Annotated in this window: 20 protein-coding genes; 16 read left to right on the top strand and 4 right to left on the bottom strand. The window is 73.3% G+C overall.

Going from position 1 to position 22,552, the window contains the following annotated elements; genetic code table 11:
* Positions 1–44 precede the first annotated feature (44 nt).
* The 6 genes from ACIRB4_RS07230 to ACIRB4_RS07205 all read left to right on the top strand — a co-directional run bounded on the left by ACIRB4_RS07230 (position 45) and on the right by ACIRB4_RS07205 (position 6,666).
* Positions 45–1,304, top strand: a complete 1,260-nt coding sequence (locus ACIRB4_RS07230; RefSeq protein WP_403289025.1) for a prenyltransferase/squalene oxidase repeat-containing protein — start codon at positions 45–47, stop codon at positions 1,302–1,304.
* Entirely contained in the window at positions 1,301–2,005 is a 705-nt protein-coding gene (locus ACIRB4_RS07225) for an SCO2322 family protein (RefSeq protein WP_403289024.1), read from the top strand. Before ACIRB4_RS07230 ends, ACIRB4_RS07225 begins: the two co-directional genes overlap by 4 nt.
* Positions 2,002–3,090: an energy-coupling factor transporter transmembrane protein EcfT gene (locus ACIRB4_RS07220; RefSeq protein ID WP_403289023.1), complete on the top strand. Its 1,089-nt coding sequence runs from the start codon at positions 2,002–2,004 to the stop codon at positions 3,088–3,090. Before ACIRB4_RS07225 ends, ACIRB4_RS07220 begins: the two co-directional genes overlap by 4 nt.
* Positions 3,091–3,095: 5 nt before the next feature.
* Positions 3,096–5,114 carry an ATP-binding cassette domain-containing protein gene (locus tag ACIRB4_RS07215; RefSeq protein WP_403289021.1) on the top strand — a complete coding sequence of 673 codons (2,019 nt, stop codon included), beginning with the start codon at positions 3,096–3,098 and terminating at the stop codon, positions 5,112–5,114.
* On the top strand, positions 5,111–5,980 hold the full coding sequence (locus ACIRB4_RS07210) for an ECF transporter S component (RefSeq protein WP_403289020.1): 870 nt from the start codon (positions 5,111–5,113) through the stop codon (positions 5,978–5,980). Before ACIRB4_RS07215 ends, ACIRB4_RS07210 begins: the two co-directional genes overlap by 4 nt.
* A 284-nt stretch (positions 5,981–6,264) precedes the next feature.
* Positions 6,265–6,666, top strand: a complete 402-nt coding sequence (locus tag ACIRB4_RS07205; RefSeq protein WP_403289630.1) for a transglycosylase SLT domain-containing protein — start codon at positions 6,265–6,267, stop codon at positions 6,664–6,666.
* 148 nt (positions 6,667–6,814) lie between these two features.
* On the opposite strand, the gene ACIRB4_RS07200 is transcribed toward ACIRB4_RS07205, so the two are convergent.
* Positions 6,815–7,993, bottom strand: a complete 1,179-nt coding sequence (locus tag ACIRB4_RS07200) for a steroid 3-ketoacyl-CoA thiolase (protein WP_403289019.1) — start codon at positions 7,991–7,993, stop codon at positions 6,815–6,817.
* A 260-nt stretch (positions 7,994–8,253) separates the two neighbouring features.
* Here ACIRB4_RS07200 and ACIRB4_RS07195 point away from each other — a divergent pair, with 260 nt between their 5' ends.
* The 3 genes from ACIRB4_RS07195 to ACIRB4_RS07185 all read left to right on the top strand — a co-directional run bounded on the left by ACIRB4_RS07195 (position 8,254) and on the right by ACIRB4_RS07185 (position 11,328).
* Complete coding sequence (locus tag ACIRB4_RS07195; protein WP_403289017.1) at positions 8,254–9,501, top strand: cytochrome P450; 1,248 nt, start codon at positions 8,254–8,256, stop codon at positions 9,499–9,501.
* 103 nt (positions 9,502–9,604) lie between these two features.
* A complete protein-coding gene (locus ACIRB4_RS07190; RefSeq protein WP_403289016.1) occupies positions 9,605–10,663 on the top strand; it encodes a DUF2330 domain-containing protein in 1,059 nt (352 codons plus the stop codon).
* Positions 10,660–11,328 carry an O-methyltransferase gene (locus ACIRB4_RS07185; protein ID WP_403289015.1) on the top strand — a complete coding sequence of 223 codons (669 nt, stop codon included), beginning with the start codon at positions 10,660–10,662 and terminating at the stop codon, positions 11,326–11,328. The genes ACIRB4_RS07190 and ACIRB4_RS07185 overlap by 4 nt, the downstream gene beginning before the upstream one ends.
* Positions 11,329–11,459: 131 nt before the next feature.
* On the opposite strand, the gene ACIRB4_RS07180 is transcribed toward ACIRB4_RS07185, so the two are convergent.
* Positions 11,460–12,563 (bottom strand): serpin family protein, encoded by a 1,104-nt coding sequence (locus tag ACIRB4_RS07180; protein WP_403289014.1) that lies wholly within the window; start codon positions 12,561–12,563, stop codon positions 11,460–11,462.
* Positions 12,564–12,575: 12 nt separating this feature from the next.
* On the opposite strand from ACIRB4_RS07180, the gene ACIRB4_RS07175 reads away from it, so the two are divergent.
* Both ACIRB4_RS07175 and ACIRB4_RS07170 read left to right on the top strand, forming a co-directional pair.
* Entirely contained in the window at positions 12,576–12,926 is a 351-nt protein-coding gene (locus ACIRB4_RS07175) for an antibiotic biosynthesis monooxygenase family protein (RefSeq protein ID WP_403289013.1), read from the top strand.
* A 70-nt stretch (positions 12,927–12,996) separates the two neighbouring features.
* Positions 12,997–13,473, top strand: a complete 477-nt coding sequence (locus ACIRB4_RS07170; RefSeq protein WP_403289012.1) for a GNAT family N-acetyltransferase — start codon at positions 12,997–12,999, stop codon at positions 13,471–13,473.
* Positions 13,474–13,544: 71 nt separating this feature from the next.
* Here the strand turns inward: ACIRB4_RS07170 and ACIRB4_RS07165 are convergent, their stop codons facing one another.
* Positions 13,545–15,599 (bottom strand): DHA2 family efflux MFS transporter permease subunit, encoded by a 2,055-nt coding sequence (locus tag ACIRB4_RS07165; RefSeq protein WP_403289011.1) that lies wholly within the window; start codon positions 15,597–15,599, stop codon positions 13,545–13,547.
* 927 nt (positions 15,600–16,526) lie between these two features.
* Between ACIRB4_RS07165 and ACIRB4_RS07160 the strand changes: the two genes are divergently transcribed.
* On the top strand, positions 16,527–17,342 hold the full coding sequence (locus tag ACIRB4_RS07160; RefSeq protein ID WP_403289010.1) for a peptidoglycan-binding protein: 816 nt from the start codon (positions 16,527–16,529) through the stop codon (positions 17,340–17,342).
* 133 nt (positions 17,343–17,475) lie between these two features.
* Positions 17,476–18,144, top strand: a complete 669-nt coding sequence (locus ACIRB4_RS07155; protein WP_403289008.1) for an HAD-IA family hydrolase — start codon at positions 17,476–17,478, stop codon at positions 18,142–18,144.
* Between the two features lie 207 nt (positions 18,145–18,351).
* Here the strand turns inward: ACIRB4_RS07155 and ACIRB4_RS07150 are convergent, their stop codons facing one another.
* Positions 18,352–19,095: an ABC transporter permease gene (locus tag ACIRB4_RS07150; RefSeq protein ID WP_403289007.1), complete on the bottom strand. Its 744-nt coding sequence runs from the start codon at positions 19,093–19,095 to the stop codon at positions 18,352–18,354.
* Positions 19,096–19,292: 197 nt separating this feature from the next.
* On the opposite strand from ACIRB4_RS07150, the gene ACIRB4_RS07145 reads away from it, so the two are divergent.
* The 3 genes from ACIRB4_RS07145 (at position 19,293) to ACIRB4_RS07135 (ending at position 22,400) form a co-directional block, all read left to right on the top strand.
* Positions 19,293–19,955: an HNH endonuclease family protein gene (locus ACIRB4_RS07145; protein WP_403289006.1), complete on the top strand. Its 663-nt coding sequence runs from the start codon at positions 19,293–19,295 to the stop codon at positions 19,953–19,955.
* A gap of 109 nt (positions 19,956–20,064) precedes the next feature.
* Entirely contained in the window at positions 20,065–21,801 is a 1,737-nt protein-coding gene (locus ACIRB4_RS07140; protein ID WP_403289005.1) for an alkaline phosphatase D family protein, read from the top strand.
* A gap of 149 nt (positions 21,802–21,950) precedes the next feature.
* Positions 21,951–22,400, top strand: a complete 450-nt coding sequence (locus ACIRB4_RS07135; protein WP_403289629.1) for a DoxX family protein — start codon at positions 21,951–21,953, stop codon at positions 22,398–22,400.
* The last annotated feature ends 152 nt before the right edge of the window (positions 22,401–22,552 follow it).

Raw genomic sequence — 22,552 nt, 5'->3', positions numbered from 1 at the left:
CCCGAGCGTGCCTGTGCCCGGCCCGCAGGAGAGGCACAGCACGCATGACCACCGTCCGCCGCGGCGCCGCCGCGTTCGCAGCCGCCGCGCTGCTCTGCACCGGAACGGCTTCCGTCGCATCCGCCGCGCCCTCCCCGTCGCCCACCCCCGCGCCCGTGATCCCCTCCGGGCTCTATGGCACGAAGGACCCGACGTACGACGGCGTCTGGCGCCAGTCGCTCGCCTTCATCGCCCAGCGGACCAACGGCGTCCAGCCCGCCGAGAAGTCCGTCACCTGGCTGCTGGGGCAGCAGTGCGACAGCGGCGCCTTCCCCTCGTACCGCCCGGATCCCGCCAAGCCCTGCACCCCGGCCACGATGCTCGACACCAACGCCACCGCCGTCGCCGTGCAGGCCCTCTCCGGCGTCAAGCGCGACAGCGCCGACCCCGAGCGGCTGGCCAAGGCCGCCCGGGCGGGCGCCGGCTGGCTGAAGGGCGTCCAGAACAAGGACGGCGGCTGGGGCTACAACCCCGGCAGCCCCAGCGACGCCAACTCGACCTCCATCGTGATCGGCGCCCTCGCCGCCCTCGGCGAGAAGCCGGGCGAGGTGAAGTCCGCCGACGGCAGGACTCCGTACGACGCGCTGCTCGGCTTCGCCGCCCCCTGTACGACGAAGGACGGCGCGGGCGCGTTCGCCTACCAGCCCGACAAGTCCGGCAAACTGCTCGCGAACGCCGACGCCACCGCGGCCGCCACGCTCGCCGGACTCGGCAAGGGCCTCACCGCGCGCGGTGTGAAGCCCGCGCAGACCCCCACCTGCACCGACCTGCCCAAGCCCACGATCGAGCGGGCCGCCCTCAACGGCGCCTCCTATCTGGCGCGGGCGCTCGCGAAGACCGGCCACCTGAACACGCCGCCGATGCCCGGCGCCGCGAACCCGTCCGAGCTGCCCGACTTCGGCAACACGGCCGACGCCGTCGTCGCGCTCGCCGCGAGCGGCGCGACGAAGCAGGCGGCAGGGGCGCTGGCCTGGCTGCAGCAGAACTCCGCCGCCTGGGCGAAGGAGAACGGCCCGGCCGCCTACGCCCAGCTGATCTTCGCCTCCAACGCGATGGGCGTCGACCCGCGCGCCTTCGGCTCGGCCGACCTCCTCAAGCAGCTGGGCGCCACCGGCCCCACGCCGCAGTCCGTGCCCTCCGCCGCGCCGGCGGGGGACAAGGACGAGGAGAGCGCGGACTCCGGCTTCGACCTCTGGTGGATCATCGGCATCGGCATGGTCGTCGGTGTCGGCATCGGCTTCCTGCTGAGCGGCCGCAAGAAGTGAGGAAGCGGCTGCACTCGGCCGCGGCTTCCGTCACCACCGCCGTCGCGGCCGCCGTACTGACCCTGGCCGTCGCCGTCCCCGCCCAGGCCGCCGGATACCGCTACTGGTCGTTCTGGGAGAGCCAGGGCGGCGGCCGGTGGGCCTACGGCACGCAGGGCCCGGCGACCGCGGTCCCCGCCGACGGCGACGCGATCGGCTTCCGCTTCGCGGTCAGCGAGGACGCGAACGACGCCGCCCAGCCGTCCGCCGCCCCCGACTTCGCCGGGATCTGCGCCGGTACGGAGGGGAAGGCCGGCACCAAGCGGGTGGCGGTCGTCGTGGACTTCGGCGGTCCGCGGGACGCCCCGCCGGGCGAGACTCCGCCCGACCCGCCGGTCAGGACCGGCTGCGCGCAGGTACGGGACGACGCGACGAGCGCGGAGGCGCTGGCGGCGGTGGCGAAGCCGCTGCGGTACGACAGCGTGGCGCTGCTGTGCGGGATCTCCGGCTACCCCGCGAAGGGCTGCGGCGAGCAGGTGGCGGTGACGCCGCCGTCCGCCGGACCGGCACGGCCTTCCGCCTCCACGTCCACATCCGCGACCGCCCCGACCGCCCCGAGTGACGGGGAGGGCGGCGGCCCGTCCGTCGGGATCGTCGCGGGCGGAGCGGCCGTGCTCGTACTCGGTGGCGCGGCGATCTGGAAGGCCCGCCGCCGCACATGATCCGGGCCCCCGAGGCGAACCGTTCCAACGCCCTGCACGCGGGCGCCTGGTGGCTCTGGGCGCTCGGTCTGGCCGTGGCCGCCTCCCGTACCACCAACCCGCTGCTCCTCGGTCTGATCGTCGGCGTCGCGGGCTATGTCGTCGCGGCGCGCCGCACCGACGCGCCCTGGGCGCGCTCGTACGCGGCGTTCGTGAAGCTCGGCCTGTTCGTGGTGTTGCTGCGGGTGGTCTTCTCGGTCGTGCTCGGCTCTCCGATCCCCGGTACGCATGAGCTGTTCACGCTGCCCCGTGTACCGCTGCCGGAGTGGGCCCAAGGGGTACGGATCGGGGGCCGGGTCGCCGCCGAGCAGCTGGTCCACGCGGTGTACGACGGGGCGAAGCTGGCGACCCTGCTGATCTGTGTGGGCGCGGCGAACGCGCTGGCCAACCCGGCCCGGCTCCTCAAGTCGCTGCCCGGCGCGCTGTACGAGGCGGGGGTCGCCGTCGTGGTGGCGATGACGTTCGCGCCGAACATGGTCGCGGACGTGGCGCGGCTGCGCACGGCGCGGCGGCTGCGCGGCCGCCCGACAGGGGGCGTGAAGGCGGTGCTCCAGATCGGACTTCCGGTCCTGGAGGGGGCGTTGGAACGCTCGGTCGCGGTGGCGGCGTCGATGGACGCGCGCGGGTACGGCCGTACGGCGCGGGTCCCGGCGGCCGTACGGCGGACCACGAACGTCCTGACGCTGGGCGGACTGCTCGGCGTGTGCGCCGGTTCGTACGGTCTGCTGGCGGCGGAGGGCGCCGGGTACGGGCTGCCGCTCGTGGGCGCCGGTCTCGTCGCCGCCGTGGCAGGGCTGTGGCTCGGCGGGCGGCGGACGGTCCGGACCCGGTACCGGCCCGACCGGTGGGGGGTCCGGGCCTGGCTGGTCGCCGGCTCGGGGGTGGCGGTGGCGGCGCTCGTGATCGCGGCGAACGCGTACGCGCCCGAGGCGCTGCACCCCGGGGTCGTCCCGCTGGTGGCGCCCCAGCTGCCGGTATGGCCCGCCGCCTCCGTACTGGTGGGCCTGGTGCCCGCGTTCACAGCCCCCGCCCCCAAGGAGTCCTGAGACCCGTGATCCGCTTCGAGAACGTCTCGGTGACGTACGCGGACGCCGACGCGCCCACCCTTCGCGAGGTGGACCTGACCGTCCCCGAGGGCGAACTGGTCCTTCTCGTCGGCCCCTCCGGGGTCGGGAAGTCGACGCTGCTCGGCGCGGTGTCCGGGCTCGTCCCGCACTTCACGGGCGGGACGCTGACGGGCCGGGTCACGGTCGCGGGCCGCGACACACGGACGCACAAGCCGCGTGAACTGGCCGACGTCGTCGGCACGGTGGGCCAGGATCCGCTCGCGCACTTCGTCACGGACACGGTCGAGGACGAGCTGGCGTACGGGATGGAGTCCCTGGGCCTGGCGCCGGGGGTGATGCGTCGCCGGGTGGAGGAGACGCTGGACCTGCTGGGCCTGGCGGAGCTGCGCGACCGTCCGATCGCCACGCTGTCGGGCGGCCAGCGGCAGCGGGTCGCGATCGGCTCGGTGCTGACCCCGCACCCGAAGGTCCTGGTCCTCGACGAGCCGACGTCCGCCCTGGACCCGGCGGCTGCGGAGGACGTCCTCGCGGTGCTGCAGCGCCTGGTCCACGACCTGGGAACGACGGTCCTGATGGCCGAGCACCGCCTGGAGCGGGTGGTGCAGTACGCGGACCAGGTCCTTCTGCTGCCGGAGGGGGTGATGGGCCCGCCGGCGGACATCATGGCCGTCTCCCCGGTCTGCCCGCCGGTGGTCCAGCTGGGCCGCCTGGCGGGGTGGTCCCCGCTGCCCCTGACGGTCCGGGACGCGCGACGGCGTGCGAGCGCGCTGCGGGAGGCCCTGGCGGGCCGGGAGCCGGGGACGGGCCGGGAGCCGAGGACGGGCCGCGAGCCGAGGACGGGCCGCGAGCCGAGGACGGGCCGCGAGCCGAGGACGGGCCGCGAGCCGGGGACGGGGCGGGAGCCGGGGACGGGGCGGGAGCCGGGGACGGGCCGCGAGCCGGGGACGGGCCGCGAGCCGGGGACGGGGCGGGAGCCGGGGAGCGACCGGGGGCCGGGGACCGACCGCAAACCGAGCACGGACCAGAAGCCGGGGACCGACCGCGAGCCGGGGACCGACCAGAAGCCGGGGACCGACCGGGAGCCGGGGACCGACCGGGAGCCGGGGGCGGGCCCTGCGGGGCTTCTCCGCCGCCCCGTCCCGTCCCGTAACGGGGAGCTCCGGCCCCAGGCCCCCGTGCCTCGCACGCCGGCGTGGCTGAAGTCGCCCCGGCGGCGGCGCCCGGTCGGCGGCCCCGTCGCGGCCGGCCGTCTCGTCGCCGTCGACGCGCTCGGCGTCCGCCGTGGCCGCGTCGAGGCCCTCCGGCGCGTCGACCTGCGCCTCGACGCCGGAGAGACCGTCGCCCTCATGGGCCGTAACGGCGCCGGGAAGTCCACGCTCCTCGCCTCCCTCGTCGGCATGGTCACGCCGACCTCCGGGGCCGTGCTCGTCGGCGGGCGCGTCCCGCACCGGACCGACCCGCGCGAGCTGATCCGCCAGGTCGGTCTCGTACCGCAGGAGCCGCGTGACCTGCTGTACGCCGACACGGTCGCCGCCGAGTGCGCCGCCGCCGACGCGGACGCAGGCGCCCGGCCGGGGAGCTGCCGGGCGCTGGTGTCCGAGCTCCTTCCGGGGGTCGCGGACGACACGCACCCGCGCGACCTGTCCGAGGGGCAGCGTCTCGCGCTCGCCCTCGCCGTCGTCCTCACCGGGCGCCCCCCGCTCCTCCTCCTCGACGAGCCGACGCGGGGGCTCGACTACGCCGCCAAGGCCCGTCTCGTCGCGCACCTGCGCACCCTCGCCGCCGAGGGGCACGCCATCGTCCTCGCCACGCACGACGTGGAGCTGGCCGCCGAGCTGGCGCACCGGGTGGTGATCCTCGCGGGCGGCGAGGTCGTCGCGGACGGGCCGACCGCCGAGGTCGTCGTCTCCTCCCCCGCGTTCTCCCCGCAGGTGGCGAAGATCCTCGCCCCGCGCCCCTGGCTCACGGTCGAACAGGTCGCCCCGCACCTGGCGGAGCTGTGAGCACGTCGTCGCGGCCGATCCGCCTCGGCCCCCGCTCGATCGCCGCCCTCGTCCTGATCTCCGTCGTCGGCGTCATCGCCTTCGGCTGGCCGCTGCTCGCCGACTCCGGCTCGGCCGTCGGCTCGCACTCCGCCGACGCGCCCTGGCTCTTCGCCGCCCTGCTCCCGCTTCTCGTCGCCGTGGTCGTGGCGACCATCGCCGACGGCGGCCTGGACGCGAAGGCGGTCGCGATGCTGGGGGTGCTGGCCGCCGTCGGGGCGGCCCTGCGGCCCTTGGGCGCAGGGACCGCCGGTCTGGAGCCGATGTTCTTCCTGATGGTGCTCAGCGGCCGGGTCCTCGGCCCGGGCTTCGGCTTCGTCCTCGGCTCGGTGACGATGTTCGCGTCCGCCCTGCTCACGGGCGGTGTGGGGCCGTGGATGCCGTTCCAGATGCTGTCGATGGGGTGGTTCACGATGGGCGCCGGGCTGCTGCCGGGCGCGGACCGCCTCCGCGGCCGGGGCGAGCTGCTGATGCTGTCCCTGTACGGGTTCCTGGCGGCGTTCGCGTACGGCACGGTCATGAATCTGTACGGCTGGGTGATCGTGCCCGGCCTGGCGTCGGGCGTCTCGTTCCAGCCGGGCGATCCGGTGGGGGAGAACCTGGCGCGGTTCACCGCGTACGTCCTGGCGACCTCGCTCGGCTGGGACCTGGGCCGGGCCGCGCTGACCGTCGTCCTGACGCTGACCGTCGGCGGGCCGCTCCTCAAGGCGCTGCGGCGGGCCACTCGACGCGCGAACTTCGAGGCCCAGGTCACATTCGAGGCCGCTCGAAGGCCCCCGGACGGTGAGGCGCCCCACAGGACCTACGTCACGTACGGCCCGGAATAGGAGACGGACACCCCGCCCATATCACCCACATACGCACACGATCTGCGAAAACTCCCGGTCCATGGGTCCCGGGCCCTTCGCCGCGAGTGCGATGGGCGGTAGTACACGGGGTCGTTGCCACGGCCTGCCGAGCCTGCTTGTCTGGTGGACGTCGCCAGGCAGCCGGCGCTCAGCGCAGCTCCTCGGACAGGCCGATTCCCCACGGTTCCCGGATCCCCGGGCTCTGGTTCCGGCTTGCCTGAAACGCCCGGCGAAGACCATGTTCCCGACGTTAGGTGTCTACGTTGTTCCGCTCCATCGCCACTCGTGTCTCCGCCCGCAAGAAGACCGTCGCCGCCTCCGCAGCCGTGCTGCTGGGCGCCTCGGGCGCGGTGCTGGGCACGACGGCCTCGGCCTCGGCCGCGACCCCGCAGGAGATTGCCAAGCAGATCGTTCCTGCTTCGCAGTACCAGGCGTTCAGCAAGATCGTGTCGCACGAGTCCGGCTGGAACCACACCGCGACCAACTCCTCCAGCGGCGCCTACGGCCTGGTCCAGGCCCTGCCGGCCACGAAGATGGCCTCGGCCGGCTCCGACTGGAAGACCAACCCGGCCACGCAGATCAAGTGGGGCCTGAACTACATGAACGAGCGCTACGGCAGCCCGAACGCCGCCTGGGCGTTCTGGCAGGCCAACGGCTGGTACTAAGAAACAGCCGGCAGCCGCCTTCCGCACGGCCCCGCCCCTCCCTTCGGGAGGTGCGGGGCCTGCCGCGTTCTCCCCAGCCCCGGGTTTGAAGCCTCTCCAGCCCTTACAGCCCTTACAGCCCTTACAGCCCTTACAGCCCTTACAGCCCTTACAGCCGCTGGATGATGGTGCCAGTGGCCAGCGCCCCGCCCGCGCACATGGTGATCAGCGCGAACTCCTTGTCCGTACGCTCCAGTTCATGCAGGGCGGTCGTGATGAGCCGGGCCCCGGTCGCGCCGACGGGGTGACCGAGGGCGATCGCGCCGCCGTTGACGTTGACCTTCGTCAGCCCGTCCAGGTCGTCCTCGAAGACCTGCGCCCAGCTGAGCACGACCGAGGCGAAGGCTTCGTTGATCTCGACGAGGTCGATGTCCTTGAGCGACATCCCGGCCTTCCCGAGGACGGCGCGGGTGGCGTCGATGGGCCCGTCGAGGTGGAAGTGCGGTTCCGAGCCGACGAGGGCCTGGGCGACGATCCGGGCGCGGGGCCGCAGTTTGAGCGCGCGGGCCATGCGCTTGGACGCCCACATCAGGGCGCAGGCGCCGTCGGAGATCTGGGAGGAGTTCCCGGCGGTGTGGACGGCGGTCGGCATCACCGGCTTGAGCCGGCCGAGCGCCTCCATGCTGGTGTCCCGCAGCCCCTCGTCGCGGTCGACGAGCCGCCACATGCCCTGACCGGCGGCCTGCTCCTCCTCGGTGGTGGGGACCTGGACGGCGAAGGTCTCGCGCTTGAAACGCTCCTCGGACCAGGCGACGGCGGCGCGCTCCTGGGAGAGCAGGCCGAGCGAGTCGACCCGCTCACGGGTGAGCCCGCGCCGCCGGGCGATGCGCTCGGCGGCCTCGAACTGGTTGGGCAGGTCGACGTTCCACTCGTCGGGCCAGGGCTTTCCCGGGCCGTGCTTGGAACCGGAGCCGAGGGGGACGCGGGACATCGCCTCCACACCGCAGCTGATGCCGACGTCGATGACCCCGGACGCGATCATGTTGGCGACCATGTGGCTCGCCTGCTGCGAGGAGCCGCACTGGCAGTCGACGGTGGTGGCGGCGGTCTCGTAGGGCAGCCCCATGGCGAGCCAGGCGTTGCGGGCGGGGTTCATGGACTGCTCGCCGGCGTGGGTGACCGTACCGCCGACGATCTGCTCGACGCAGTCGGCTTGGATGCCGGTGCGTCCGAGGAGTTCGCGGTAGGTCTCCCCCAGGAGGTAGGCGGGGTGCAGATTGGCGAGCGCGCCTCCGCGCTTGCCGATGGGAGTGCGTACGGCTTCGACGATGACGGGTTCCGCGGCCATGAGCTCGTCCTCTCCTCGCCCTGGCGGGGTGTCCCGGCACTCCGCCACAGGGAACTAGTACGCGTTCTAGTTCTCTGTGCAGTCTTATGACTGCTACCGCCGGTACGCAAGGGTCGTGCACGCACCCTCGTGCGCCTCTTCCCGGCAACAGATCCCGCCGGGGCCCTTGCCACTTGTAGAACCCGTTACTACCTTTCCGGCACCTTCCGCCTTCTGATGGACCGTCAGTCATGCGCGTCCCGACATGGAGAGTGCTGCCGATGACCTGCCCTCACCTCCCCGAAGGTTTCGACGCCACCGACCCCGACCTGCTCCAGAGCCGCATCCCCCACCCGGAGTTCGCGCGGCTGCGGCAGACCGCCCCGGTCTGGTGGTGCCCCCAGCCGCGCGGCGTCACGGGCTTCGACGACGAGGGCTACTGGGCCGTCACCCGGCACGCGGACGTCAAGTACGTCTCCACCCGACCCGAGTTGTTCTCCTCCACCGAGAACACGGCCGTCATCCGCTTCAACGAGCACATCACCCGGGACCAGATCGAGGTCCAGAAGCTGATCATGCTCAACATGGATCCGCCGGAGCACACCCGCGTCCGCCAGATCGTCCAGCGCGGCTTCACCCCGCGCGCGATACGGAACCTGGAGACGGCGCTGCGCGAGCGAGCCCGGACGATCGTCGAGGAGGCGAAGCGGAACGCCGGCGCGGACGGCACCTTCGACTTCGTCACCCGGGTCGCCGTCGAGCTCCCGCTCCAGGCGATCGCCGAACTCATCGGCGTACCGCAGGAGGACCGCTCCCGGATCTTCGACTGGTCGAACAAGATGATCGCGTACGACGACCCCGAGTACGCCATCACCGAGGAGATCGGCGCCGAGGCCGCCATGGAGCTCATCGGGTACTCGATGAACCTGGCCGCGGCCCGCAAGGAGTGCCCGGCCAAGGACATCGTGTCCCAGCTGGTCGCCGCCGAGGGCCAGGGCAACCTCTCCTCCGACGAGTTCGGCTTCTTCGTCCTGCTCCTCGCGGTGGCCGGCAACGAGACCACCCGTAACGCCATCAGCCACGGCATGCACGCCTTCCTCACCCATCCCGACCAGTGGGAGCTCTTCAAACGCGAGCGGCCCGCCACCGCCGCCGAGGAGATCGTGCGCTGGGCGACCCCGGTGACCTCCTTCCAGCGGACGGCGACCCAGGACACCGAGCTCGGCGGGCAGAAGATCGGCAAGGGCGACCGGCTGGGGCTCTTCTACTCCTCCGCCAACAACGACCCCGAGGTCTTCGAACGCCCGGAGACCTTCGACATCACCCGCGACCCCAACCCGCACCTCGGCTTCGGCGGCGGAGGCCCGCACTTCTGCCTCGGCAAGTCCCTGGCCGTCAACGAGATCGAGCTGATCTTCAACGCCCTCGCGGACGAGCTGCCCGATCTGGCCCTGGCGGGCGAACCGCGCCGCCTGCGGGCGGCCTGGCTCAACGGCATCAAGGAGCTGCGGGTCCGGGTGACCGGCTGAGGCCGGGGGCGGGGGCCGGAGGCGGGGGCGGGGGCCGCCCCGGAACCGGAGCTGTGTGCGTCGCGTCTGACCTCGCATGCGGGGGAAACACAGAATTCTGGCCATGATCGTCGCGCTGCTCGCGCTCCAGCTCGGCTCGCTCGTGGCCCCGGCGTACGCCTGCGGCTGCGGAGCCATGGTCTCCGACCGCGACCAGCGGATCGGCGTGGACCGGGAGACCTCGGCCGTGCGCTGGGACGGCCGTACGGAAGAGATCGTCATGCGGTTCACCGTGCGCGGGAACGCCGAGCGGGCCGCCTGGATCATGCCCGTACCGAGCCGGGCCGAGGTCGCACTCGGCGACGGCGCGCTCTTCGACGAGCTCGAACGGCTCACCCGGCCCGAGTACAGGGACCGGTCCTACTTCTGGCCGCGCGGGGACGACTGGCCCTTCGCCGACCGCGACATGGACGGCGCGGGCGCCGCCCCGCCCAGCGCGAGCGCCACCGACGTCGGCGTCGTCGGACGCGAGCGGCTCGGCCCCTTCGACGTGGCGCGGCTGACCGCGACGGACCCGAAGGCGCTCAGCGGCTGGCTGGAACAGAACGGCTTCGAGCTGTCCGACCGGCTGGCGACCGAACTGAAGCCGTACGTCGAGAAGGAGTGGGAGTACGTCGCCGTGCGCCTCGCACCCGACGCCGAGGGAACGGTGCTGCGAGGCGAGCTCGACCCCTTGAAGATCCGTTTCACCAGCGACACGCTCGTCTACCCGATGCGGCTCTCGCGGCTGGCGAAGACGCCCCAGTCCCTCGGCCTGTACGTGCTCGCTGACCACCGCATGGAGCCGCGCGGCACCATCGGCGGGGCGCGGCCCGAGGTGCGGTTCGCGGGCCCGATCGCACCGGAGGGCGCGGTCGCCGGCCTGACCGGCGGCACGGACCGGGTCTATCTCACCGCCCTCGACCAGAAGTTCCCCGAGCCCTCGCGGATCGACGGCGACCACGAACTGAGGACCGTCTCCGACACCCCGTACCGGGAGATCGTTTACACGGACCGGCTGCTCACGGTCGGCGCCGTCCCGGTGTGGCTCCTGACGGTGTCCGGCGTCCTGGTGGCGGGTGTGGCGGCGACCGTGGCGGTACGGGTACGGCGGCAACGCGCCGGGGTACGTTCGGCCGTATGACCAACGACCAATGGACCAATGTCGACCGCTACTTCACCGATCTGCTCGCCCCGGCCGACGAGGCGCTCGCCGCCGCCCTCGCGGACTCCAAGGCCGCCGGGCTGCCCGAGATCGCGGTCGCGCCCAACCAGGGCAAGCTGCTGAACCTGCTCGCCACGACGATGGGCGCCCGCACGATCCTGGAGATCGGCACGCTCGGCGGCTACAGCACGATCTGGCTGGCCCGCGCGCTGCCCGCCGACGGCAGGCTGATCACCCTGGAGTACGACCCGGCCCACGCCGACGTGGCCCGCGCCAACATCGCCCGCGCCGGTCTCGACAAGAAGGTCGAGGTCCGCACGGGCGCGGCCCTGGACACCCTCCCGCGCCTGGAGGCGGAGGGCGCGGGCCCGTTCGACCTCGTCTTCATCGACGCCGACAAGGCGAACAACGCCCACTACGTGTCCTGGGCGCTGAAGCTCTCCCGCCCGGGCACGCTGATCATCGTCGACAACGTGGTGCGGGGCGGGAAGGTCGCCGTCGCGGACCCGGACGACGCGGCGATCACCGGCACGCGCGAAATGATCGAACTCGTCTCACGCGAGCCCCGCCTGGACGCGACCGCCGTCCAGACGGTGGGCACCAAGGGCTACGACGGCCTGCTCCTGGCCCGCGTGGTGGGGTAGGGCGCCGGGCCCGGGCCGAGACGGCGGTGGAGGCGGCGGCCGGATCGGGCGCCGGGCCCGGTCGGCAAGGGCCCCTCAGGGCCTCGTCGCGGCGGGCGGATCGGGCGCTGGGTCCGGTCGGCAAAGACCCCTCAGGGCCTCGTCGCGGTGGGAGCGCTCGATCGCCAGCCGGTGAAGAGCGGCACCTCGCCCGAGGCGTCGAGCACCACGACGCCGAAGGGGCGGTCGAAGGCGATCTCCTCGATCACCTCCCGCCGGGGCGAGGCGGCGCTGCGGGACATGGCGACGACCGTGACCGCAGAGGCCTCCACGCCCTGCTCCGCGACCTCGACGAGGGCCTCCTGAACGACCTTGGCGAGAAGGAGCCCGTGCGCCGAGAGCCCGGAGAAGTCGGCGTCCGGACGGACGGCCCGGGTGATGCCGAGCGCGGGCAACTGCTCGTACACATCGGTCCTGGTACGCAACGAGAAGCGCGGCAGGGCGAGTTCGACACCGTCGGCCCTCAGCCGCTCGCGCGCCCCGGCCCCCGCCCAGGCGGCCGCCAGCGCCTCGGCGGGTCCGTCGCCGTCCGCGCCGAGGACGAACCGCACCCGCACGGCGCCGCCTTCCTCGCCCGCGCACGGCAGCTCGACGACGGTCGCCCCGCCGACCCGCCATGCCCACGACGCCGGGATCCGCCGGTGCATGGTCGGTACGGAGGTGGTGGCGCCGCGCCCGTCCGTGAACGGCTCGTCCCGCGTCCCCGCGACCGGGAACGCCGTGAGCCAGGACGCCCGGAGCGCGAGGGCGTCGACCAGCACCAGGTCCTCGGAGCCGTCCAGGTCGAGCGGCAGCCGGTCGATCAGGCCGCCGGTGGCCCGCGCCACCCAGGAGTCGAGCGCGTTCTGCGCGGTCCCGTCGGCCAGGGTGCCGAAGCCGACGCCGGGCAGCCCCCGGCGGAAGGCGGGCAGCACCGGCACCCTGCTCCACACGCCGGTCGCCACCGTGAGCCCGTCGGTCCGCCCGAGCCGCCGTACCGCGGCGGTCACCGCCTCGGCGGCCGCCTCGCCCTCGACGCCGAGCAGCTCCCGCAGCTCCTCGGCAGTCCGCGTACGGGCGCCGGAGGCGACGGCCGCGAGGCCCAGCCACAGCCCGGCCGGCGAGCAGACGAAGTCGTCTTCGCCGAGCCGGGGCAGCCACCGCGCGGCGAGCGCCCGAATGGCATCCGTATGCGTCGCCAGTTCCGCGTCGGCCATATCCTGCCCCCCATGAGCATCGTGAAGATCAATGTCCTGACCGTGCCGGCCGAGCAGCGTGAGGTGCTGGAGCAGCGCTTCGCCTCGCGGGCCGGGGCCGTAGAGGGCTCCGACGGCTTCGAGTGGTTCGAGCTGCTGCGCCCCGTGGAGGGCACCGACCAGTACCTGGTGTACACCCGCTGGCGCAGCGAGGAGGACTTCCAGAACTGGATGAACGGTTCCATGAAGGCGGCCCACCAGGGCACTTCGGGTGGTGGCGAGGGCGGCGGCCGGGGCGAGGGCGGCGGGGAGCGTCCGAAGCCCGCGGCGACCGGCTCCACGCTGTGGTCGTTCGAGGTCGTCCAGCAGGCGTCTCCGAAGTAGCCCGCCCAGGCCATCGGCTGCGGCCGTAAAGGGGAGGCGCGGCCGGACCCGCACCACCCACAATGGCGCCATGACCTGGAACTTCTCCCCCGAGCGCGTCGACACCCCGGCCGCCACCGCCCTTCGCCGCGACTACTACGACGAGGTCGCGAGCCGCTACTGGAAGCGGCCCGCGACCGCGGCGGAGATCGACGAGGGCCTGACCGACGACGGAGCGGAGCTGCTGACCGCGCCGACCGGTGAATTCCTGGTCGGCACCTTCGCGGACGAGCCCGCGGCCTGCGGCGGCGTGCTGATGCTGGACGAGGAGCGCGCCGAGTTGACGCGCGTGTACATCCGGCCCCCGTTCCGCGGCAACGGCGGTGCGCGGCTTCTCCTCGACCGGCTGGAGACGGCCGCCCGCGAGCTCGGGGCGCGCCGGATGGTCCTCAACACCCGTCTTGATCTCATCGAGGCGCGCACGCTGTACACCCGGCACGGGTACTTGGAGATACCCGCTTACTGCGAGGGTCCGTACATGGAGATCTGGTACGGCAAGGAGCTGTAGACGGCCGCCGTGGGGGGCGCGGGCGCGGCGGCCCGGGCCCTGCGGCACGGCGCTCTCTGGGACAGGCGCCGTCAGACGTGGTGGTCGCGGGGCGGCTCGGGCGCGTGCGGCCGTTCCGCGTCGGAGCCGCTCAGTTCGGCCGTCAGCTCCTCCACCAGTTTCACGAGATCCGTGGGCCGCTCCGGCCCCCACCAGTCCCCGAGCAGCTCCGCCAGCGACTCCTCGCGCGCCGTGGCCAGCCTGGCCGCCGTCTCCACCCCCTCGTCCGTGAGCATCAGCTGCAGTCCCTCACGGCGGGCCAGCCGTCGCCCCTCGACCTCACGGGCCGCCTCGGTGATGAACCGCAGTGGTACGGGCGTGGTCTCGGCCAGCCGAGCGGGCTCGACGGTGCCGTGGCGGCGGATCCGCAGCAGCAGCCAGCTCGACGCGGGCAGCAGGTCGAGCCCCGCCTTCGCGGTGATCTTCTCGTAGATCGCCTTGCGTCCCTCGCGGGAGCCGAGCACCGACAGGGCGCGGGCGCACTCGTCGTACGAGGAGCGCTCCACCGGGTTGGAGGCGAGGGTCTGGCTGGGGTCGGGGGCTGTGACGGAACCGCGCAGCTTGTCCTCCTTCAGGAACCAGGCGACCACGAAGGCGAGGAGGACGACCGGGGCCGCGTACAGGAACACGTCGGTGATCGAGGTGGCGTACGCGTGCAGGACGGAGGGGCGCAGCCCGGGCGGCAGGGCGGCGATGGCGCGCGGATCGGCGGCCACTTGGTCGGGGCCGGTTCCGGGCGGCACGTTCTGTCCGGCGAGGGCGTCGTCGAGCTTGTGGGTGAGCCGGTTGGCGAAGATCGTGCCGAAGATGGCGACGCCGAACGAGGCTCCGATGGAGCGGAAGAACGTGGCGCCGGAGGTGGCGACGCCCAGGTCCCGGTAGGAGACGGCGTTCTGCACGACGAGCACGAGGACCTGCATGACCAGGCCGAGGCCGGCTCCGAAGACGAAGAAGTAGACGCTCATCGCCCAGGTGGAGCTGGTCTCGGTCAGCTCGTTGAGGAGGAGCAGTCCGAGGGCGGTGAGGGCCGTTCCGGCGATGGGGAAGACCTTCCAGCGGCCGGTGCGGGAGACGATCTGGCCGGACGCCGTGGAGGTGATGAGCATGCCGAGGACCATCGGCAGCATGTGGACACCGGACATCGTCGGGGTGACGCCCTGGACCACCTGGAGGAAGGTCGGCAGATAGGTCATCGCGCCGAACATCGCGAAGCCGATGACGAAGCTGATGACCGAGACGAGGGTGAAGGTCCTGATCCGGAACAGCTTCAGGGGCAGGACGGGCTCGACGGCCCGCTTCTCGACGTACACGAACCAGACCAGGAGTACGGCTCCGAGGACCGCGAGCCCGATGATCTGCGGGGAGCTCCACGCCCAGGTGGTGCCGCCGAGGGAGGCCACCAGGACCAGGCAGGTGGCCACGGAGGCGATGAGGAAGGTGCCGAGGTAGTCGATGGTGTGGCGGGTGCCGCGGACCGGGATGTGCAGGACGGCGGCGATCACGAAGAGGGCCACCACGCCGATGGGCAGGTTGATGTAGAAGACCCAGCGCCAGGAGAGGTGCTCGGTGAACAGCCCTCCGAGGAGGGGTCCGAGGACGCTCGTGGCACCGAAGACGGCGCCGAAGAGACCTTGGTACTTTCCGCGTTCGCGTGGGGAGACGAGGTCGCCGACGATCGCCATCGACAGGACCATGAGACCGCCGCCGCCGAGACCCTGGACGCCGCGGAAGGCGATGAGCTGCGGCATGTTCTGGGCGATGCCGCAGAGGGCGGAGCCGAGGAGGAAGATGACGATGGCGGCCTGGAAGAGCTTCTTGCGGCCGTACTGGTCGCCGAGCTTGCCCCACAGCGGGGTGGCGGCGGTCGACGCCAGCATGTAGGCGGTGACGACCCACGACAGATGTTCCATGCCGCCGAGTTCGCTGACGATCGTCGGCAGGGCGGTGGAGACGATGGTCTGGTCGAGCGCGGCGAGCAGCATGCCGAGCAGCAGCGCGCCGATCGCGACGACGACGGTGCGGTGACTCTGCCCCGCCCCCGGCGCGGGGCCGCCGCCGACGTCCGGCGTGCGTACTTCCTGGGCCATGGGCACTTACCTCCGAGGGTCCTCAGTACCCCCCATCCTGATCGCTATGTCCGGTTATGGCCTGCCGAGCAGAACGGCTGTTCAGGTGCAGGCGTGGGGCGGCCTGCATAATCGCTCGCAGTTGAACTGGGGAGGGAACCCACGGTGCTCGGACACGTCTGTCCTGAATGCGGTGCACGGAGACCGGGCTGCGCCTGCGCCCACGCGGAGATCGCGGCGGCGGAGGACTTCGACCCGCTGCGGATTCGCCCGTACGTGACGTTGGAGCCGCCGCCGGCACCACCGGCCGCGGGGACTGCGGCGGCGGCAGGGACAGGGGTTCCGGGGGCTGCGGGATACGGCGCCGCTCCGGTTCCGCCGCAGGGAGTACTGCCGCAGGGAGTCGTACGGGATACGGCGGCGGGCTGGGGGCCGCTCGCGGGCGCGGGGCTGGGGCCGGGCGGCACCGGGCCGGTCGGGGCGGGGCCGGGAGGTGCTGGGCCGGGAGGTGCTGGGCCGGGAGGTGCTGGGCCGGGAGGTGCTGGGCCGGTCGGGGCGGGGCCGCTCCCGCCGCAGCGGACGGGGCTGGGGGCGGGGGGCACCGGGCCGGTCGGGGCGGGGCCGCTCCCGCCGCAGCAGGCCGTGCCTGGGCCGGGCGGCCCGATACCGGGCGTGCCTGAGCAGTCCAGACCTGGACTGGTCGGACCGGCGCAGACCGTGCCGGCGCAGACCATGCCGGGGCAGTTCGGGCCGGGGCAGACCGTGCCGGGGCAGACCGTGCCGGGGCAGACCGTGCCGACGCCGGCTGGAGCGGGGCCGCTCCCGCCGCAGCAGGCCGTGGCTGCGCCGGGCGGTCCGATACCGGGCGGCGCCGGGCCACTCGGGGGCACGCCAGGCGCTTCGATGAGGCCAGGCCCGGAGACGCCGGAGTCGCCTTCGGAGCAGACCATGCCGCTTGCCGTGATCGTGCCGGCGCCGCCGCCCGCCCCCGGCCTCGTACCCGCCCCCGCGCCGCAGGACCCGTACCCCACCGGGGACGACCCGGCCGAGACGATGACGCTGCTGCTGGGCGGGGTGGTCGGTGATCCGGCCGCACATGGGCGGCTCGCGGGCGACTTCGGGGACGACGACCGGCCCGAGCTTCCCGCCACCCGTCGGCGCGGCGCGCTCGTCGCGCTGGCGGCGGTCGTCGCCGTCGCGGTGATCGGCACGGCGGCCCTCGCCGCCGGCCTCCTCGACGGTGACGGCGAGACCGAGGACCGGGCGGCCGTACCCACCGTCACCACGAGCGCGTCCGAGAACGTCGCCGTCTCCGAGGCGCCGTCCCCCTCCTCCTCCGCGTCCACCGCCACCACGCCCGCCACATCCCCCTCCTCCCCCACCACCTCACCGTCCGCGCGGACGACGGCCGCCTCGGTCTCGACCTCCACCTCGGGGACCGCGACGGCCGCCTCCACCGGTGCGGCCGGTCCACGGTCGCCGTCGCCGTCGACGAGCCGGAGCGGCTCCGCCCCCGCCGTCGCTCCGACCCGGACCGCCGACGAGCCGACCCTGCGCCGCGGGGACAGCGGAGCCGAGGTCAGGGAGCTCCAGAAGCGCCTGCGCCAAGTGGGCGTGTACGAAGGCCGGGCGGACGGCGTGTACGACAGGGACGTCGAGGTCGCGGTCGCGCGCTACCAGTCGTACAAGTACATCCCCGAGGACCCGGAAGGCGTGTACGGGCCCCACACGCGCCGCGCCCTGGAGGCTGACACTCGCGGGTGAGATCCGTCATGCGGGACGGGGTGGCGCCCGGCCACCTCGTTTTGTATCGTGAAGGAACAAAGTGGCCCCGCTCGCACTCCCTGACCGGTGAGCGGGTCCACTTCGTTTTCTCCCACCCCTTTCGGAGACCCCGATGCACGCCACCACCCCGGCAACGCTCACCGCTCGCGCCCTGCTCCTCGACATGGACGGCACCCTCGTCAACTCCGACGCGGTCGTGGAGCGCTGCTGGCGCCGGTGGGCGGTGCGCCACGGACTCGACCCCGAGCAGGCGCTCAAGGTCGTCCACGGCCGCCAGGGGTACGCGACGATGGCCGTCCTTCTTCCTGACCGGCCCATGGAGGAGAACTACGCGGACAACCGCGTGATGCTGGCCGAGGAGACCGCCGACCTGGACGGTGTCGTGCCGATCGCCGGCGCCCCCGCCTTCATGGACGCGATAGCCGCCCTGCCCCACGCGCTGGTGACCTCGGCCGACGCGGCTCTCGCCCGGGCCCGGATGGGCGCCGCGGCGCTGCGGATGCCGGAGACCCGGGTCACGGCGGAGTGTGTCGGCGCGAGCAAGCCGGATCCGGAGGGCTTCCTCAAGGGCGCGGCGGAGCTGGGCTTCGACCCGGCGGACTGCGTGGTCTTCGAGGACTCCGAGGCCGGAATCCAGGCGGGACGCGCGGCGGGCATGCGGGTGGTCGGCGTGGGCCCGCGAGCGGCCGCCTTCGCCCCGGACGTCCACGTCGAGGACCTGACCTCCCTGCGGGTCACCGCCGACCCGGCCGGCACGATCCGGCTGACGGTCCTGGCGTAGGAGCCGCCTCGCGGGCCGAGCCCGGCGCCCGCGCCCAGCCCCGCCCGTAACCGCCACAGCCCAGGCAGGCACCCGCCCGCCCACGACCGCCTGCCGCCGGCACGCGCCCGCCCACGACCGCCTGCCGCCGGCACGCGCGCCTGCCATCGCCTGGCGCCGGCACGCGTCCGCCCACGACCGCCCTGCCTCCGGCACGCGCCCCGCCCGTCACTCCCCCCGCGCCAGCCGCCCCCGAGCCACCAGCTCCAGGACCACCGCGGTCGCCACCGCCTGCACCACCATCAGGGCCACCAGGACGAACAGCTGCACCGCCCCCGCCTCCCACGGGGTCGCGCCGCCCAGCAGCATCCCCACGAACGCGCCCGGCAACGTCACCAGGCCCACCGTCCTCGTCTGGTCGAGCCCGGGGAGCAGCGCGTCCGAAGCCGCCTCCCGGGCCACCTCCAGACGGGCCTCCCGCGCCTGGAGCCCGAGCGCGAGCCCCGCCTCCACCTCGCCCCGCCGCGTCTCCAGTTCGTCGAGCGCGCGCCGCCCTCCGAGCACCGTGGCCGTCAGCGCCCCACCGATGAGGATGCCGGTCACCGGGATGAGCGCCACACCCCGTACCGGTACGAGCCCGGTGAGCACGAGCGCCCCCACGACCGGCGCCACACCCGCCGCGAGGGGCACCCCGGCCCACCACCAGCCACGCCCCGGCGAGGGGACGATCCGCCGCCCGGCCGTCCACACCGCGACGCCGTACATCAGCAGCAGGAACCCCAGCAGCAGCGGCAGATGGCGCATCACCCAACCGATCACCAAGGAGACGGCCAGGAGTTGAACGGCCGCACGCCCGCCTGCCACCAGGCTGTCTCGGGCCCTCCCGAGCCGGGCGACGGCGACCACCCCCGCGGCCACGACGAGCAGAACGGCGAGAACCACCGCGAAAGTGACATTGACGTCCAGAAGCACGCGCCAACCCTAGGCCGTGTCCAGGAACCTGTTGTTCCGTCACCCCCTCCCCACCCCTTGATGTGACGTGCTCATGTCGTCACGCTGTTACCTGGCGCACCCCCCACCGCAACCTGGCGCCGCCACGATGACCGGGCCGCCCGGCACCCGCCCGCGGACGGCACGGTCAAGGCCCCCCCCACATCAAGGGAGTTTGCATGCTCGCCGCCACCGTCTACGCGCGTCGCATAGCCCGCCGCGCGGGCGTTCTCACCGCCACCGCCGCCCTCGGTTTCACCGGCCTCCTGGCCACCGCCCCCGCCGCGCAGGCCGCCCCGCCCACCCCGGTCAGCGCCTCCACCGCCCGTTCGTACCTCGCCTCCCTCACCGTGAAGGCGGAAGGTTCCTCCACCGGCTACAGCCGGGATCTGTTCCCCCACTGGATCACCCAGTCGGGCGCGTGCAACACCCGCGAGGTCGTCCTCAAGCGGGACGGCGTGAACGTCGTGCAGGACTCCAGCTGCGCGGCCATCAGGGGAAGTTGGTACTCCGAGTACGACGGCGCCACCTGGACCGCCGCGTCCGACCTCGACATCGACCACGTCGTGGCGCTCGCCGAGGCCTGGCGCTCGGGCGCCAGCTCCTGGACGACCTCCCAGCGGCAGGCGTTCGCCAACGACCTGACCCGTCCGCAGCTCATCGCGGTCACCGACAACGTCAACCAGGCCAAGAGCGACCTCGATCCGGCGGAGTGGATGCCGCCGCGCACCGCGTACCGCTGCACGTACGCCCGTATGTGGGTGCACGTGAAGTACCACTGGAAGCTGAGCGTGGACTCGGCCGAGAAGAGCGCCCTCCAGTCGGTCCTCAACGGCTGCTGAGAAAACGGCCGCTGAGAACCGCCGAGAACACTGAGAGCAAGCGGAGATCGCTTCCCGCCCCCCTCCGTCGTTCCGTACCGTACGGCGGGACGACGGAGGGGGATCAACGATGGCGGCCGGACTCAGACTCGGACCACTGCTGCGGTACGTCGACGGGGTGACGGGCGACAGCGCGACGGTGTGGGTCGAGGCCGACCGCCCGTGCGGGGCGGAAGTCCGGTGCGAGGACGGCGCCGGCGGCCGGACGCGTACGTTCCAGATCGCCGGGCATCACTACGCCCTGATACCCGTGACCGGCCTGACGCCGGGCAAGGCGACACCGTACGAGGTCCTGCTCGACGGCCGCCGCGTCTGGCCCCTACCGGGCTCGCCCTTCCCGCCGAGCACCATCCGCACGCCCGCCCACGGCCCGGACGCCGATCTCCGGGTCGTCTTCGGCTCCTGCCGCTGGGCGGCGAAACCCGCGACCGGCCGCGACCCCGTCGGCCCGGACGCGCTCGACACCCTGGCGACGGCCTTGACGACGAGCCCGAGGACGACCGCGGCCACGGGGCCCTCGGCCGCCGAACTTCCCGACGTGCTGCTGCTTCTGGGCGACCAGGTGTACGCGGACGAGACCTCCGCTCCCACCCGCCGACGGCTCGCCGCCCGCCGCGATCCCCGCGACCCTCCGGGGGCGGAGGTCGGGGAGTACGAGGAGTACACCTGGCTCTACGACGAGTCCTGGCGAGACCCGGAGGTCCGCTGGCTGCTCTCCACCGTCCCCAGCTGCATGATCTTCGACGACCACGACATCATCGACGACTGGAACACCAGCGCCGCCTGGCTGGAGCGGACGCGCCGCACGCCCTGGTGGCGCGAGCGCGTACTGAGCGGGCTGATGTCGTACTGGGTGTACCAGCACCTCGGCAATCTCTCCCCGGCCGAACTGGCGGCGGACCCTCTGTACGCGGAGGTGTGCGCCGTGCCCGACGGCACCGAGCGGCTACGGCGGTTCGCGTCGGAGGCGGACGCCGATCCGGCGGGGGTGCGGTGGAGTTACCGCAGGGACTTCGGCCGGACCCGGCTGCTGATGATCGACACGCGGGCCGCGCGCGTCCTGCGGGAGGACGCGCGCGCGATGCTCGACCCGGCGGAGGCCGACTGGGTACGCGCTCAGGCGCTCGCCGACCCGGGGACGTACGACCATCTCCTCGTCGGCACCTCGCTGCCGTGGCTGCTGCCGCCGCTCGTCCATGACGCGGAGGCGTGGAGCACGGCGCTGTGCCGGGGCGAGCGTGGCGGACCCGACGGCCGCTGGGCGCGGTTCGCCGAGGCTCTGCGGCAGCGCGCGGACCTGGAGCACTGGGCGGCGTTCCCGTCGTCCTTCGAGGCGCTGACGGCGCTGCTGGCGGAGGCGGCGAGCGGGCCTCAGGCACCGGCGACGGTCTGCGTGCTGTCGGGGGACGTCCACCACGCGTACGTAGCGGAACCGCGGTGGGCGGCTGCGGCGACCGAGACGGCCCCGGGCCGGTGGGCCCGGGCGACTCAGGCGCCTCCGCTGTCTCCGGTGGCGCGTGTGGTGCAGCTGACCTGTTCCCCGCTGCACAACGCGGTCCCTGCCTCGATACGCCTCGGCTTCCGCTTCGGCTGGAGCGGCGCGGGACGGCTCCTGGGACGGGGGCTGACCCGGCACGGCCGGGTGGGACGGCCGGTGGTCGGCTGGCGCAGGACAGGCGGGCCGTGGTTCGGGAATCAGCTGATGACGCTGGCATTCCGGGGACGCCAGGCGCATCTGAGGCTGGATCAGGCGCGGCGCGGGGGCCGACTGGTGACCGTCGACGAGCGGTCACTCGGCATGGAGTGACGCTGGTCACACAAAGGGTCGCAGCCGAATGTTGAACTTGCAAGTACTAGTGAGGGGTGCCTAACCTGACGGCCTCATCGGTACCGTCCCCCGCGCTCCGTTCCCCGCGAACGGGCACGACCGAAGGAGTCCCACCCCCCATGAACACTCTGGTCAACCGCTTGGATCGGGCCCAGCCGTACGCGCTCGGGCTGTTCCGCGTCGTCATCGGCCTGCTCTTCGCCTGCCACGGCGCGGCCTCGCTCTTCGGCGTCCTCGGGGGTGCGATGGGCGGCGGCACCATAGAGGCCGGCGTCTGGCCGGGCTGGTACGCCGCCGCGATCCAGCTCGTCGCCGGTGTCCTGGTCCTGGCCGGCCTGGCCACCCGTACCGCCGCGTTCGTCGCGTCCGGCTCGATGGCGTACGCGTACTTCACGGTCCACCAGCCCGAGGCGCTCTTCCCGCTGCAGAACAGCGGCGAGACCGCGGCCCTCTTCTGCTGGGCGTTCCTGCTGCTGGTCTTCACGGGCCCGGGCGCGCTGGCGCTCGACCGGCTGTTCGGCGCGCGGGGCGCCGAGGCGCCCCGGAGCGAGGAGAAGCCCTCACCGGTCGCGGCGTAACCTTTCCGCACCGCCACAGGGGCCGGAGACCGCGCGAGCGGTTCCCGGCCTCTGTGCCGTACGGCGGGGGCGGGCGGTTCCGATCTCCCGATACCCGTGCCGTACGCGCGGCGCTGCGCCGACCCCGTCCCCCACCGCCCGCACGGCCCCGC

Origin of the sequence: Streptomyces sp. NPDC093600 (genome assembly GCF_044764755.1) — a bacterium.
Lineage (GTDB): Bacteria > Actinomycetota > Actinomycetes > Streptomycetales > Streptomycetaceae > Streptomyces.
The sequence above is the reverse complement of the archived record's forward strand: the minus strand, read 5'-3'. Positions and strand labels throughout refer to the sequence as shown.

Bases quoted from the DNA above. Each gene is read 5' to 3' on its own strand.
- ACIRB4_RS07230 (WP_403289025.1), top strand. From the start codon at position 45: ATGACCACCGTCCGCCGCGGCGCCGCCGCGTTCGCAGCCGCCGCGCTG.
- ACIRB4_RS07220 (WP_403289023.1), top strand. From the start codon at position 2,002: ATGATCCGGGCCCCCGAGGCGAACCGTTCCAACGCCCTGCACGCGGGC.
- ACIRB4_RS07200 (WP_403289019.1), bottom strand. From the start codon at position 7,993: ATGGCCGCGGAACCCGTCATCGTCGAAGCCGTACGCACTCCCATCGGC.
- ACIRB4_RS07195 (WP_403289017.1), top strand. From the start codon at position 8,254: ATGACCTGCCCTCACCTCCCCGAAGGTTTCGACGCCACCGACCCCGAC.
- ACIRB4_RS07190 (WP_403289016.1), top strand. From the start codon at position 9,605: ATGATCGTCGCGCTGCTCGCGCTCCAGCTCGGCTCGCTCGTGGCCCCG.
- ACIRB4_RS07185 (WP_403289015.1), top strand. From the start codon at position 10,660: ATGACCAACGACCAATGGACCAATGTCGACCGCTACTTCACCGATCTG.
- ACIRB4_RS07180 (WP_403289014.1), bottom strand. From the start codon at position 12,563: ATGGCCGACGCGGAACTGGCGACGCATACGGATGCCATTCGGGCGCTC.
- ACIRB4_RS07175 (WP_403289013.1), top strand. From the start codon at position 12,576: ATGAGCATCGTGAAGATCAATGTCCTGACCGTGCCGGCCGAGCAGCGT.
- ACIRB4_RS07170 (WP_403289012.1), top strand. From the start codon at position 12,997: ATGACCTGGAACTTCTCCCCCGAGCGCGTCGACACCCCGGCCGCCACC.
- ACIRB4_RS07165 (WP_403289011.1), bottom strand. From the start codon at position 15,599: ATGGCCCAGGAAGTACGCACGCCGGACGTCGGCGGCGGCCCCGCGCCG.
- ACIRB4_RS07160 (WP_403289010.1), top strand. From the start codon at position 16,527: ATGCCGCTTGCCGTGATCGTGCCGGCGCCGCCGCCCGCCCCCGGCCTC.
- ACIRB4_RS07155 (WP_403289008.1), top strand. From the start codon at position 17,476: ATGCACGCCACCACCCCGGCAACGCTCACCGCTCGCGCCCTGCTCCTC.
- ACIRB4_RS07145 (WP_403289006.1), top strand. From the start codon at position 19,293: ATGCTCGCCGCCACCGTCTACGCGCGTCGCATAGCCCGCCGCGCGGGC.
- ACIRB4_RS07140 (WP_403289005.1), top strand. From the start codon at position 20,065: ATGGCGGCCGGACTCAGACTCGGACCACTGCTGCGGTACGTCGACGGG.